This is a genomic window from Methylobacterium sp. XJLW (assembly GCF_003254375.1).
Taxonomy (GTDB): Bacteria; Pseudomonadota; Alphaproteobacteria; order Rhizobiales; family Beijerinckiaceae; genus Methylobacterium; species Methylobacterium fujisawaense.
On the sequence record NZ_CP016429.1, the window covers coordinates 6,316,799 to 6,329,471 of the forward strand.

Below are 12,673 nucleotides of genomic sequence, written 5' to 3' on the forward strand. Positions count from 1 at the left end.
TCGAAAGCGGACGCTAGCCCTACAGAGCGGTATCGGAAATTGCCGTGGTTCGCGCTATACGGGGCGCACCGCCCATAGGACTATCAATCACGAAGGTGATGTGATGCGAAGAAGATAGCCGATCTCGAAGCGGAGATGATCAAAGTTCAGTTCAGGCTGACGGTTCATTCCCAGCCGGATCAAAACCCATATGCTGCTATTTCGCCGTCCTGCCTTGCAAGACGATCGAATATATTTCATCCGACTCAACTGCACGCGCCATCTAACTGTTATGTAAAGCGAATTAGTTATGTCAAACGGCCCAACTCTGGCAGTATTAACTATCATCAATTTAGTTATGCAGTATGCAGTAATTTTCAAATTAAATGGGTCTGGCGATACCCTGAATGCGCTCACTTTCGTATTAACAATAGTTCCAGCTTTGATGTTTTCAGCGGCATTTGTTTGGCCTTTATTGGCGCTTACCTATAACTGCGCCATCAAACGCCCGTTGATAAATTACATTTTGCTGATCACTTTCGTGGGAATGGTGGCACTTTTGTACTGTTATTGCAACATTAAAAAAATTGAATATCCAGTTATCGCAAGTGCATCAGTTGCTTTGGCTACGTTTGCCCTCAATATATTAATCGCGGTCACATCCAAAAAAGATTATGAAGGTAGTTCAACCCTATAATTCTGCGGCCGGTTGCAATGACTTGTTGCCCCACTGCCAACACGGCTCCGACGGAAAAATGCATACTGCCCAAGGCCCGTTGTGCCTCTGAAAGAGCGTAGCCTGTCATAAGCTGGTCGATGACGTCGTCAACGCTGAAGGTCTGTTGCTTACGGCACGATCCGAGAACGGTCTCGCGGGAGCGGAACTGCTCCGTCCGGATTGAAGCCTATGTCGCTTCGAAGCCGACTGGCGGGAAACCACCCTGAGCAGCCCTCCCGCTATCGACCCAACCCAGCCGTTCAGAGGCGCTCGTCGATGGGACTGGAACTGGCCGATAGCTGCCAGTCCGCTTCGGAGAAAGTCGTTCGGAAAAGCGGCCATCCTGCTTACGACCCAATCCGGTCGGCGAATGCCTCGGAGAGACTGCTTCGAAGCGGACGTCCGAACGTGAACGAGCCACGTGTCCGCCTGTCGAACAGGAATGTGGCGTGGCATGTCACATCTTTGCGGGCCAGCTCGTCGTAGCTTCGAACGTCGATCTCCGGCGTTCCGAGCACTGGGATCCGTCATGAGTCAGAACAAGCGGCTAGTCTGGACTGAGGTGGCGCCGCAGGGCGCAAGGGCGCTCTTCGGCATCCACCACTACATCACCACGGGCACCGACCTACCCCACGAACTGATCCACCTCGTCTTCTTGCGCGTGTCGCAGATCAATGGCTGCGCGCATTGCATCGACCTACATTCCCGTGATCTCCTCAAGACGATGCCGTTCGAGAAGGTCGCCCTGGTTCCAGTCTGGGCCGAGGTGCCCCACCTGTTCTCCGACCAATACCGAGCTGCGCTCGCGTGGGCGGAGGAAGTCACACTGGTTAGCGAGACGCACGCTTCCGACGAAGCCTATGCGGCCGCGAGCGCGGCTTTCACGGCAAAGGATCTCGTGGATCTCACGATCGCCATCGCGGCGATGAACGCATTCAATCGGCTCGGAGCGCCCTTCCGGCTTCCAGTCGTCGCGAAAGCCTGAGCCCCTTCCGAGCACGACCATGGCTGGGGCGACGGCAGCTTCCCGGGCTGCCAATCGATGAGCAGACCGGAAGCTTTCCACCCAATGCGGTCGCCAATTGTCCATTGAAGAGACCTCGAAAGCGGACATCCGCGGTCCCCTAGTTGCGGCGCAGCTAGACCAGTGCATAACCCGTATCCGCACGCTCGATCCTTCCACTTGTGGCGAGGTGCATCCCGGTCACCCTCAAGCCGTCGACTGCCGCACGGTCGAGGATGCGCCGTCGCGTCGTGATCGCTTCCGCTGGATCGGTGTCCCAGATCACCGTCCAATCCGGATGCGGCATCTGTAGGATCCGCGAGTGGACGATGTCGCCCCAGATCAGCAGGCCGTCGGAGCCGTCCGCGATCAAGACGCCCATATGTCCCGGTGTATGGCCGGGCAGCGGCAGCGCATGGATACCCGGTGCTAGCTCCGCCTCGCCGGAGACACGCCGGATCCTGTCAGGATAGGCCGCCAGCACCGCCTGTGCGGTCTCGAACATCGGGCTCAATGGAGCCGGAGCGGAGGCTCTGGCAGCCGCATCCGACCAGTAGGCCACCTCACGCTCCTGCAGCACGAGTTCCGCGTTTGCGAACCGCGCGAGGCGGTCCGGCGTCAAGAGACCACCGGCATGGTCGGCGTGCAGATGGCTGAGCCAGATGGTCTCGATCTGCTCCGGCCGCACGCCCTCCGCCGCCAGTGCCGCGGTTACCCTGTCGAAGCCCGACCCGAGGACGGTGCCGCAGCCCGCATCGAGCAGCCAGTGCCGTTCCCCGCGTCGGATCAGGAACGCGTTGACCGGCTCCGGCGACGGGCCCTTCGCAGGAAGACCGGCCCCCTCCAGCAAGGCTTGTCCGGCCTGGCTTTCGGCGGCCGGGATCATGCTCGGCTCCAGCGGAAAGAGGCCGTCGCGCAACGGCGTCACCGTGAACGCGCCGACCCGGTACGGGCCATTCACGGGCGCGGCCATTGCAGGGAGGTGAAATCCGAGCGGGAGCAGGGCGGACGCAGCCAGGAGGTTACGGCGAGACAGGTGAAGCGACATGGTCGGCTCCGTGGAGAGGGGACAGCACCATCCTCCGGATCGTGGCGGGATCAGACCAGGGAAGTCCTCCCGCTGAAGCCCGGGCATTCTTCCCGTCCGAGTGAGCCATGGCTTGCGCACCCTCACGGTCCCGGTGCCAAATCAGAGCCTCGCTTCGAGCCCGGCTGCTTGATCCATGAGCCTGCCCACACATCTCGGTCTGCGCCTTCTTGTTGTGGCCGCGCTCTGCCTAGTGGGGGCGATCGCATGGGCCGCCTGGGACGCTCACGCGAGCCTCCGCTGGGAGGCTGCAATGTCGGCAGATCGGATCGCCGCGCAGCTCGCGCGTCAGCCGGGGCTCGGAAGCGCCGGACCAGCTGCAATGCCCGCCAGCGCACCGCAGGCCGCGCCGGCCATCGTCACGCTCCTGCCGGGCATCTGCGCCGACATTCATCTCGGCGTGGAATTGCCCCGCCGCTTTTGCGGTGACTGGGACGGCCTCGATGCCGCCCCTGCGTGGTTCCGCGAAGCCCTCGTCCGGGAGGCCGCTGCCGCGCCGACGATCCGGGCGATCGTGTATCGTGAACGCACCATCGGCAGTGTCACGGCATGGCCCGATCCGATGGCATCGGCGGCTCGTCTCTGGCGGCGCACGCGCCTCGCAGGCGGACTAGCCCTTGGTTTGGCGGCGGCGACGCTCCTTCTAAACTGGCTCACCGTGACGCGCCTCGTCGCACCGGTTAGGCGGATCGTGCACGGGCTGGAAAACCTCGATATGGCCGGCATCCGCCCGCCGCTGCCAAGCTTTGCCGCCACCGAGTTCGACCGGATTGCCCGGGCCTGCAACGCCCTCGCCGACCGGCTTGCCCACATTGAGGCCGAGCGCGCGGGCCTGATGCAGCGGCTCGTCACGGTTCAAGAAGAAGAGCGGCAGGCCCTCGCGCGCGACCTACACGATGCCTTCGGCCAGTGCCTGGCCGCTGCGGGGGCACGTGCCGCAGCGATCGAACTGGCTGCGCCCCCGGAGCGCGACGATCTTCGCGAGGACGCCCAGGGTATCGAAGCCATCATCGCCACCATGCGGGAGAGCCTGCGTGGAGCCCTGGCCCGCCTCGAACTGCCCGATCTCGCCGAAGCCGGATTGGAGGAGGCTCTGCGTGGCCTCGTGGCAGATTGGCGAGGACAACTCAGGTCCGGGCCGGCCCTGCATCTCGATGTCAGGGGTGATCTCTCCGACATATCCGAGAACGTGGCGGCGAGCCTCTATCGGATCGCGCAGGAACTGCTGACGAACGCCTTGCGACATGGCCAACCGAGCCGGATCTTCCTGCGGCTCGGCCGGTCGGAGGCCGGACCACGAACGGTGACGCTGACGCTCGACGATGACGGTGGGGGCGATGTGTCCCGAACAGCTTCTCACACGGGCCGTGGGCTCGTCGGCATCCGAGCGCGGCTCGCCGCCATGGGCGGAAGCTTTTCGCTCACCGGCACCGGTTCAGGCATCCATGCCTGTGCATCCGTGCCGACGGCCGGCTGAGATCGCCTCATGGCCACAACCATCCTGCTCGTCGACGACCATCCAGTCGTGCGCGAGGGCTATCGCCGCCTGATCGAGCGACAGCCGGGCTTGGTCGTGGTCGCTGAAGCCGAGAACGCGGCAATGGCCTATTCCCACTACAAGGCTCACGCGCCCGATCTCGTGATCCTCGACCTGTCGCTGCCGGGCCCAAGCGGTATCGAGGCTATCCGTCATATCCGCCAATGGGATGGGTCAGCTCGCATCGTCGTGTTCAGCATGCGCACCGGGGCGATGATCGCGCGCCAAGCCTTCGCCGCCGGGGCGAGCGGGTATGTCAGCAAGGCGAGCCCACCCCGTGAGCTGCTGTCGGCGGTGGCGACCGTGCTCCGCGGTGAGCGGGCGATGAGCGCCGACATCGCGCGCGCTATCGCTCAGGATGAGGTAGCTGGGGGGCGCACGGCGCTAGACGACCTCAGCCCGCGGGAGCTTGAAATCCTAGGTCTGACCGCCGGCGGGATGACCGCGCAGGCCGTCGCCGAGGCGCTGTGCCTGAGCCTCAAGACGGTGCACAACAACCTTTCGGTAATCCGCGCCACGCTCGGGGCGCGCACCGATGCGCATCTCGTTTGGATCGCGATCGGAGCTGGGCTTGTATCGCCCTCGGAGGAACTGGCGCTGAAGGAGCCCTAGCACTTCGTCTGCTTTGACGACCTTTCGACCAGAAGCGGACCGGCGGAAATCCACCCCAAACGGCCCTTCTGGTGGCGACCCAACTCGGCCATGCGGGCGAACATCAGCGCTCACCAGAAGCGGTCATTCGTCGGCCGGCCAGTAAATCCGGATTGGACCAGTTAGCGCCATTATCCTCGACGTGCGGTGCCTAGCGCGCATAGTTTCCGCATGAGCCAGACACCCCACATCGGACCTGATCTCGACCCATCGTCTCCTGACGAGGAACGTCGAGGCTACATCCCCGCCGTCGCCGGCGCTTACCCGGTGCGCGCAGGCAACTTGGTGCGACCCCTCGTGGATGGTGAGCCGGCCTTTCGGCGCATCGCAGAGGCTATCGAGGCGGCAAGGCACAGTATTTGGCTGACGGTCACGTTCTACGCGCACGACTTCCAATTCGCGGATGGACGCAGCCTCTTCGACATGCTGGATGACGCCGTGGCGCGTGGGCTCGACGTGCGCGTGCTTTTTTGGCGGCCGAATCCAGAGAGCAGCCGTTACGGACGCGCCTTCCCAGGTACAGATGACGACCGCGAACTGCTCCGTGCCCGGGGGGCTCGATTCGCCATTCGTTGGGATCGAGCGGGGACAGCGTACTGCCAGCACCAAAAGTCTTGGCTGCTCGATGCCGGTCATCCTACCGAGACCGTGTTCGTCGGCGGTGTGAACCTGACCGCAAAAGCGCTTGGCTCACCCGGCCATCGGGACGGCGGACAGCACGACATTTATGTCGAGGTCACCGGCCCCTCCGCGACAGACGTGCACCACAACTTCGTCCAGCGCTGGAATGAGGCAAGCGAGAGAAACTGCTCAGACGGCACTTGGGGGGCGGCCGGCGTCTTGTCGCTCCCCTTCCCGGTCCGCTTCTCAGCGCCTAGAGGCATGAGCGTCGTGCAGATACAGCGCATGGTGCCACCGGGCCGCTATGGTGACGGTACCGCCACGCCGGGCGGGCAGCCCTACGCGATCCAAGCGGGGGAACGATCGATCCTGGAGCAATACGAGCGGGCGATCGATGCCGCGCGATCGACCATCTACATCGAGAACCAAGCGCTGCCGGTGCCCGCGCTCGCTTGGAGGTTGGGGGCGGCGCTACAGCGTGGGGTGCAAGTCGTGTTGCTCGTTCCCTCGGAACCGGAGGGGTGGGTCCGTGCGGCTCGTCGCGACCCTACTCGCGCGGGACTGTTTGAGGCCATTGAGTCGCTCGATCAGCATGAGAACTTCGTGCTCGCGGGCCTCCGAGTAGCAGATGGCAAGGGATCACACGCCGTCTACGTCCACGCCAAGATCATGCTGGTTGACGATGCCTGGGCAACGATCGGCTCGTGCAACCTGCACGCAAACTCACTTGGGGGGCACGTGGAACTGAACGCCTCCATATGGGACGGGACGGTGGTGCGAGCGCTGCGCTGCGAGCTGCTCGCGGAGCATCTAGGGCAGGACACGTCCGCCCTAGATGATTGCGCCGCAATGCGGCTCTACGGTGAGGTGGCCCATGCTAACCGTCGCGGGGCAGCGCTTGGCGTGGGGTCGCCTGGGATCGCCATCGCGTTGAACGCGGCGGACTACGGTCGGTAAACGCCTGCTCGTGAGGCGTCGGAGGATGGGAGCGACGTCGTATGAGCCTGCGATGGCTCGGGGTGAGCGAGATGGCCGTGTCTACTTCAGAAGGTTCAGGCCCGGAAGCAGGCGGCTGAATTCCACCCCAAGCAGCCATTCGGCTTGCGACCCAACCCGGTCATCTATTGTGCGACGGGCGTCGGTCAGGAGCGGACATGCCGAGGCATATCAGGGAAGCGAGCAGTCGATAGGACTGTCTGTATGGCGGGCGCTCACAAAGAGGGATCGGTTCAAGAGCGAAACTTCCTCCTCAAGAAGGATGGCCCGCGGATACGTAATGTATCCCTGCATCATCAAGGCTTCGGAACGGCATTGAGATGTCTGGCATGCTGGCGAATGATCGGGATGGACCAAACCGAGCGTATGCAGCAGTTCATGACCCATTCCTCCGATCCATCGACAGCGCCCCGCAATCTCCGCGCCGTTTGCCCGATCACAGGCTGGCACAATCTTTTCTCCGCTCAGGCCACGGAGATCGTTTGCTGAAACCACAGCGACGCCATTGCAACCAGCGCCGGACTGTCCGCAGGCGTGGTCGGCATCCACGTAGACCATGAAGCGCGCCTGTGGATCGTTCAATTTGGCAGCCCCCAGTCGCGTGAGTTCATCTAACGTGTTGCGGTAGAAAGCACTGTAACCATTGTATCGCTCGACCGAGCTGAACCATTTTGCGGGCTTGTCAGAATGAATGACCCGGACAACGGGATAGCGCAGTCGAAATGTATTGCCGCCCAGTTTTTGCCCAAGCCACGACTGGAAGTGTTTAGCTGCAAATGTAATTTTTGCAGGGTACGTATCTGACGCCGAGCGATCACTGGGCACGAGGTAGATAAACACAACGTCCCGAGACGAGCCGTTGTTCGCTTCTGAGGCTACCGCGCCTGTTGCGCAGCAGACTATAAGCGACATCATAATAATTGCAGTGGCAGCGCGGTTCAGCGGCATGCCCGGTATGATGGCATTTCCTCCTTTAAGAGCGGTGTCTACGAAGCCTAAACGACGCGCCTTCGTCCGTTTTGCCTTGGGTCGGCCATCATCGCGGACTGTTCGAAGGCTACCCCTAGCGGGCCTTCCAGAAGCGACTTAACCCAGTCATTTCGACACTCGCCACCGCACCTCGTAAGCAGCCATTCGTCAGCCGTCTGGAAATTCCAGTTGGAGTTGATAAGCTATCCCCACGGCAGCTTCGCCAAAGAAGAGTGGTAAACTTAGTTCATGCTTGTTCACTTGAAAGACCATGTTGTGGACTGGATCGGCGTCGGACAGAGACGCAAGATTGCCACGATATTTTGGGCAATCAATTTACTACTTGCACCATTTTGGATCACACTCGGTTTATATTTTTCAATTCGACATGGCGTTATGGGATAAGATCAGCTTACTTTGTGGACACCAGTGTTTTTAGGAATGGTGGGGTGCTTCTTTCTGCCAACCAAGCGCTTATCTACAGGGGCGATGATTGCAATAGCCTATGTACCCGTCACCGCGGTCTTACTAGTGGGCTTCAGTATCACTGTAGGCTGCCTGATGATCGGAATCTGTCTGTAGCAAGGGTTCAATGCCATAGGAGAGTTGAGAGCGGGCGCAACGGTGGCGTCCTTTTCCGCAAGCCACGCTTAAGAGCGGACCAGCGGCAATCCAAGCCAAGTGGTTGATCCGCAATCGACCCAACGCAGCCGCCGGGGGCGCAGTTCGCGTTTCCTAGAAGCGGCCGTCAGTCATCGTCCGACAACTTGGGCTGGGGTGGTGCGTGCCCTTTGGTGGAGGCGGCTCGCAACCAGGGTATAATAGCTCTGGCCTCAGCCATAGCCTCCTCCATCGTCGCGAAGAGACCGGAAGGAGGATATCCTTCTCGCCAAACCGCAGGCGTGTCGTCCCAGGCTTCGAAGCTGTCTTCGGTATAGAAGAAGAAGCCAACCTCACGACGATGGACCGTCAAGCGGACTCTACCGTCCTCGCGTTCGATTTGGTGAGCGATAGTCGCAGACATGGCTTATTCCGGTGTCCTATCGTCGTCGTTCCCTCCTGGGGTACGACCCACGAAGAAGAGGACGATATCGAAACGGCGCTGGAACGGCCGTTCCGCCTTCGACCCAACCCAGCCGTTCAGATAGCCGCGGCGTCTTCACGCAAGCGGTCACCTATCGGCCGTCCGACGGCTTCAGCTAGGTGCATGAGGCGGCATTATAGCAGCTGCCACAGCGTCTCCCGGGTGGCTGGATCAAAGGTCCGGGCCTGGTGATCTATGACCCCCCATAGCCCCTGCCCAATGCGGTCCAACGGCATCGTTTGGAAGCCGTAGCGCCGGAACCACGGTCCATTCCAGACCGGCTCCCTGAACGTCGTCAGCGTCACTGCCCGTGCGTTCAGGCTCGCAGCATGCGAGCGGACCTCATTGAGCAGCGCCTTCCCGATTCCCCGTCCCGACGAGCCAGCTTCAACCGAGATGTTGTCGAGATAGAGCGGGCCATCGAGCGTTCGCATCGCGGCGAAGCCCACGATCTCTTTCCTCGCATCGTCAATGGCAGCCGCTACGCGACAAGCTTCGAACCGGCTTGGGGATAGTGGCAGTGCGTCTGCGATCTGAGAGAGCCCGGGAACTGCCCTGTAGCGTTCTCGCGCATGCGCTGAGATGAACCTCAGTCGTTCGAGATCATCGGCGTCTGCAATGCGGATATGGAAACCCACGGCCCACCCATTGGTCTGAACCGCCCCAGGCTACAGCCCGCTCCCGACCCACACCGGGCGACCGGAGCGACGCCAGGATTTATCAGAAGCAGTCAAACGACGTCCACAAGGTGCTTGGCAGGCATTCTGCTTGACGTTGGATGCGGTGGACGACAGGGTGTCAGGGCATGATCGGGAACTGGACCTTCTGCAACCGACGCCGACGCTGCTGCACTTTTGCGGCGGCTTCTCGGCTGCGTGCTGACCGGTTTCCTTCTGCGGAATGACGGCCTCCCCGTAGGCCTCTCCCGCCGGAACGATCCCGGCACACGTTCCCGAACCCCCGCTGCCCCCCCGGCTCCGGGGGTTTTCTTTTGGCCCAGACCCCTGCTCCCAACCCTTTGAAGGACACCACCATGAGTATCCGCGTCGGCATCGTCGGGATCAGTGGCTTCGGCGGCGGCGAGGCCATGCGCTTGATCGCGAGCCACCCGTCGTTCGAACTCGTCTACGCCGCTGGCGAGGCCAGCGCCGGCAGCCGTCTGATGGACCGGTTTTCCGGTGTGCCGGACAAGCTCGCTGATCTCGTGATTGCGAGATGGGATCCCGCGACGCTGCCGAAGCTCGACGTGCTGTTCGCCTCGCTTCCCACGGGTGCCTCGGCCGAGGCGCTGGCGCGCGTGCCGGAGGACGTGAAGGTCGTCGATATCGGTGGCGATCATCGCTTCGTCGGGGGTTGGGCGTACGGCCTCGCCGACGTCTGGCCGGACCAAATCAGGGATCAGCGCCGTATCGCCAACCCCGGCTGCTTTCCCGCCGCTACGCTGACCGCGCTCGCACCGCTGCTGGCCGAGGGGTTGATCGAACCCGGCAACATCGTGATCGATGCCAAGACCGGCATCTCTGGAGCCGGTCGCGGCGGCGACAGCAAGTTCGGCTATGCCGAGAGCAACGAGAACCTCGTGCCCTACGGTCTACTCCGGCACGTCCACATGCCCGAGATGGCCAAGGCAATCGAACGGCTGAGCGGCGGCAGCGCGGCCGGTCTCGTGTTCACCCCGCACTTGGTACCGATGACCCGCGGCGTCCTCGCCACCATCTACTGTCGCGGTCGCACCACCACGGACGCGTGCCTGGACGCGGCACGGCGTTTCTACGCTGGGCGGCCGTTCGTTCGCGTGACCGACAAGCCGCCGCAGACCAAGTGGGCGACGGGTTCTAACTTTGCGTTCGTCAGCTACGCGGCCGACCCCGAGCGCGACCTCGTGATCGCGATGGGGGTCGTCGACAACCTCGGCAAGGGCGCGGCCGGTCAGGCGGTGCAGAACGCGAACCTCATCTGTGGTCTGGCAGAGACCACGGGGCTCGACGGCACACCGGTTTGGCCATGATGAAGGCAAGCCTGAGCGGTTTATCGATCCACTCGGCAAGCCTGTGATGTGAGGAAGGGTTAGGACGGCATGTCGGCTTCGGCCCGTGTGCTGCCCGGAAGCGGACGGGCCGTTTCCCACCCAACCTAGCCGTTCAGTCGCGCCAGCCAGCAAGGCCGGAAGTGGCCGTAAGCGGAATGACCGGTTCGGAGAAGGCCCGCCGGAACAGCGGACGGCCTCCTACCGACCCAACCCAGCCGTGTGGTCAGCCGCAGGCGCTTGCCGAAAGCTGCCGTCGGTTGGACGCAAGTCAAGCGACCTAGTCAGCCTGAGGCGTCGCTCTATCTGGATCGCGTCTAGAAATCGTTCGTCGTGACTGACGACGAGTAGGGCACCGTCATATGCGGTAAGCCCCGCCTCGACAGCCTCGATCGAGTCAATATCGAGATGATTCGTTGGCTCGTCTAGGATGAGCAGGGGCGGCGGAGCCCGACCGCCCAGAACACAGGCGAGGCCGGCACGGAGCATCTGCCCACCGCTCAAACTGTGCACGAACTGCAGAGAGGCATTCGCCCGGAACTGGAACCGGGCCAGCGCTGCCCGGCAGGCATTCTCACCTTCGGTTGGATTGAGCCGCTTGAAATTCTCTAGGATTGTCTCGCCTGGATCAAGCAGACTGACCCGTTGATCCAGCATCACGGACTTAACATAGAGCGCGACTTCACCGGACCAAGGTTTCAACAAACCTGTAAGAAGGCGCAAAAGCGTCGACTTGCCGGACCCATTCGGTCCAACAATTGCCACGCGCTCTGGACCGACGATCGCTAGAGACGTATCACGGAGTACGGGCGCGTCTGGGGCATATCCCGCGGTAACCTTTTTCAGCACGAGAACTCGCCGGTTGGCCGGCAGGCCCGTCGGCGCGAGCGTCACCCGAAGTTGCTGCAGGGCCTCAAGTTGTTCGCGCGCAACGGCGGCACTGGCGTTGGCTTCGGCCAGTCGATTCTCTGCCAGACGGGCTTGGACGCCACCGGTCGCCTCGCTGCGGTTTTTCTGCGCGCCGAGCAGGATGCGCGGCGCGTCGCCCTTGGTGGCGGCGCGAGCACCAACGCTGTCCTTACGAGCCTTGCGCTCGGCAGCAACCTGTGCTGCACGAGCGGCGGCGGCCACTTGCTTCTCGGCATCGGCGAGGTCGTGCTCAGCGGCCGCGAGCTTCAGATCCTTCTGCGCACGGTATGCACTCCAGCCGCCACCGTATCGGCTAGTGGCAAGCGCCGTGACCTCCACAATCGTGTCCATACTCTCGAGAAGAGCCCGATCATGGCTGACGACGAGCGCTCCACCGCGCCAATCGGCCAGCAGAGCGGCAACTGCGTCCCAACCCTTTCGATCGAGGTTGTTCGTAGGCTCATCGAGCAGCAGGAAGTCTGGTCGAGAAAATACCAAGGCGGCGAGCGCAGCACAGGTGCGTTGCCCGCCTGACAGGCTCGCGAGAGGCGTGTCGAGTGCAATCGCCAAGCCGAAGCGAGCGAGCGCCGCCTCAAGCCGTGCTTCCAGCGTCCAATCGGCATCGGCCAGATCCTCTGCGTCGGCCTCGCCGCGCTCGGCTCGACGCAGCACCGCAAGATCGCGCCGGACGCCAAATAGGTCGGCGACACATTCAGATGCGTCCACGTGGACAAGCTGGCGCATGACGCCCAAGCGGCCGTGCCGCGAGACCGACCCGGCACTCGGTCGGAGATCGCCCGCGATCAAGCGGAGCAGTGTCGACTTGCCAACGCCGTTACGTCCAACCAGGCCGGTCCGCTCGGGACCGAAGGCGAGATTGATGTCTGAAAAGAGCGGGCGGCCGTCTGGCGTCGACCAGGAAAGGCGCGAAAGCGTGATGAACGCGGACATGGATCTATTCCCGAAACAGGCTTGGATAAAAAGCAGGTTCGGGCGAGGATCACATGGCGAGACGGCACTCTGATAAGCGGCTGTCAAATAGACTCACAATCCTTGAGGCGCAAGGCGCTCGGCGAAATCACAGTCATCGCCG

At 62.4% G+C, this 12,673-nt stretch carries 10 protein-coding genes; 6 read left to right on the top strand and 4 right to left on the bottom strand.

Going from position 1 to position 12,673, the window contains the following annotated elements; translation table 11 throughout:
• Positions 1-289 precede the first annotated feature (289 nt).
• The gene (locus A3862_RS31255) at positions 290-676 is read left to right on the top strand and encodes a hypothetical protein (protein ID WP_124263039.1); all 387 of its coding nucleotides are present in this window, start codon (positions 290-292) and stop codon (positions 674-676) included.
• A 550-nt stretch (positions 677-1,226) separates the two neighbouring features.
• Positions 1,227-1,682 carry a carboxymuconolactone decarboxylase family protein gene (locus tag A3862_RS29330; RefSeq protein ID WP_043755481.1) on the top strand — a complete coding sequence of 152 codons (456 nt, stop codon included), beginning with the start codon at positions 1,227-1,229 and terminating at the stop codon, positions 1,680-1,682.
• A 154-nt stretch (positions 1,683-1,836) separates the two neighbouring features.
• On the opposite strand, the gene A3862_RS29335 is transcribed toward A3862_RS29330, so the two are convergent.
• Positions 1,837-2,748, bottom strand: coding sequence for an MBL fold metallo-hydrolase (locus A3862_RS29335; RefSeq protein ID WP_043755530.1), 912 nt, complete (start codon positions 2,746-2,748; stop codon positions 1,837-1,839).
• 175 nt (positions 2,749-2,923) lie between these two features.
• Between A3862_RS29335 and A3862_RS29340 the strand changes: the two genes are divergently transcribed.
• The 3 genes from A3862_RS29340 to A3862_RS29350 all read left to right on the top strand — a co-directional run bounded on the left by A3862_RS29340 (position 2,924) and on the right by A3862_RS29350 (position 6,553).
• Positions 2,924-4,264 carry a sensor histidine kinase gene (locus A3862_RS29340; RefSeq protein WP_111474247.1) on the top strand — a complete coding sequence of 447 codons (1,341 nt, stop codon included), beginning with the start codon at positions 2,924-2,926 and terminating at the stop codon, positions 4,262-4,264.
• 9 nt (positions 4,265-4,273) lie between these two features.
• Positions 4,274-4,936: a response regulator transcription factor gene (locus tag A3862_RS29345; protein WP_043755526.1), complete on the top strand. Its 663-nt coding sequence runs from the start codon at positions 4,274-4,276 to the stop codon at positions 4,934-4,936.
• A 210-nt stretch (positions 4,937-5,146) separates the two neighbouring features.
• Positions 5,147-6,553 carry a phospholipase D-like domain-containing protein gene (locus A3862_RS29350; protein ID WP_100793898.1) on the top strand — a complete coding sequence of 469 codons (1,407 nt, stop codon included), beginning with the start codon at positions 5,147-5,149 and terminating at the stop codon, positions 6,551-6,553.
• Positions 6,554-6,763: 210 nt separating this feature from the next.
• On the opposite strand, the gene A3862_RS31260 is transcribed toward A3862_RS29350, so the two are convergent.
• Positions 6,764-7,540 carry a hypothetical protein gene (locus A3862_RS31260; protein WP_124263040.1) on the bottom strand — a complete coding sequence of 259 codons (777 nt, stop codon included), beginning with the start codon at positions 7,538-7,540 and terminating at the stop codon, positions 6,764-6,766.
• Positions 7,541-8,779: 1,239 nt separating this feature from the next.
• Entirely contained in the window at positions 8,780-9,094 is a 315-nt protein-coding gene (locus A3862_RS32660; RefSeq protein WP_205782308.1) for a GNAT family N-acetyltransferase, read from the bottom strand.
• A gap of 584 nt (positions 9,095-9,678) precedes the next feature.
• Here A3862_RS32660 and argC point away from each other — a divergent pair.
• The gene (argC, locus tag A3862_RS29360) at positions 9,679-10,653 is read left to right on the top strand and encodes an N-acetyl-gamma-glutamyl-phosphate reductase (protein WP_111474248.1); all 975 of its coding nucleotides are present in this window, start codon (positions 9,679-9,681) and stop codon (positions 10,651-10,653) included.
• Between the two features lie 219 nt (positions 10,654-10,872).
• On the opposite strand, the gene A3862_RS29365 is transcribed toward argC, so the two are convergent.
• The gene (locus A3862_RS29365) at positions 10,873-12,531 is read right to left on the bottom strand and encodes an ABC-F family ATP-binding cassette domain-containing protein (protein WP_100793897.1); all 1,659 of its coding nucleotides are present in this window, start codon (positions 12,529-12,531) and stop codon (positions 10,873-10,875) included.
• Between the last annotated feature and the right edge of the window lie 142 nt (positions 12,532-12,673).

Bases quoted from the DNA above. Each gene is read 5' to 3' on its own strand.
- A3862_RS31255 (WP_124263039.1), top strand. From the start codon at position 290: ATGTCAAACGGCCCAACTCTGGCAGTATTAACTATCATCAATTTAGTT.
- A3862_RS29330 (WP_043755481.1), top strand. From the start codon at position 1,227: ATGAGTCAGAACAAGCGGCTAGTCTGGACTGAGGTGGCGCCGCAGGGC.
- A3862_RS29335 (WP_043755530.1), bottom strand. From the start codon at position 2,748: ATGTCGCTTCACCTGTCTCGCCGTAACCTCCTGGCTGCGTCCGCCCTG.
- A3862_RS29340 (WP_111474247.1), top strand. From the start codon at position 2,924: ATGAGCCTGCCCACACATCTCGGTCTGCGCCTTCTTGTTGTGGCCGCG.
- A3862_RS29345 (WP_043755526.1), top strand. From the start codon at position 4,274: ATGGCCACAACCATCCTGCTCGTCGACGACCATCCAGTCGTGCGCGAG.
- A3862_RS29350 (WP_100793898.1), top strand. From the start codon at position 5,147: ATGAGCCAGACACCCCACATCGGACCTGATCTCGACCCATCGTCTCCT.
- A3862_RS31260 (WP_124263040.1), bottom strand. From the start codon at position 7,540: ATGCCGCTGAACCGCGCTGCCACTGCAATTATTATGATGTCGCTTATA.
- argC (WP_111474248.1), top strand. From the start codon at position 9,679: ATGAGTATCCGCGTCGGCATCGTCGGGATCAGTGGCTTCGGCGGCGGC.
- A3862_RS29365 (WP_100793897.1), bottom strand. From the start codon at position 12,531: ATGTCCGCGTTCATCACGCTTTCGCGCCTTTCCTGGTCGACGCCAGAC.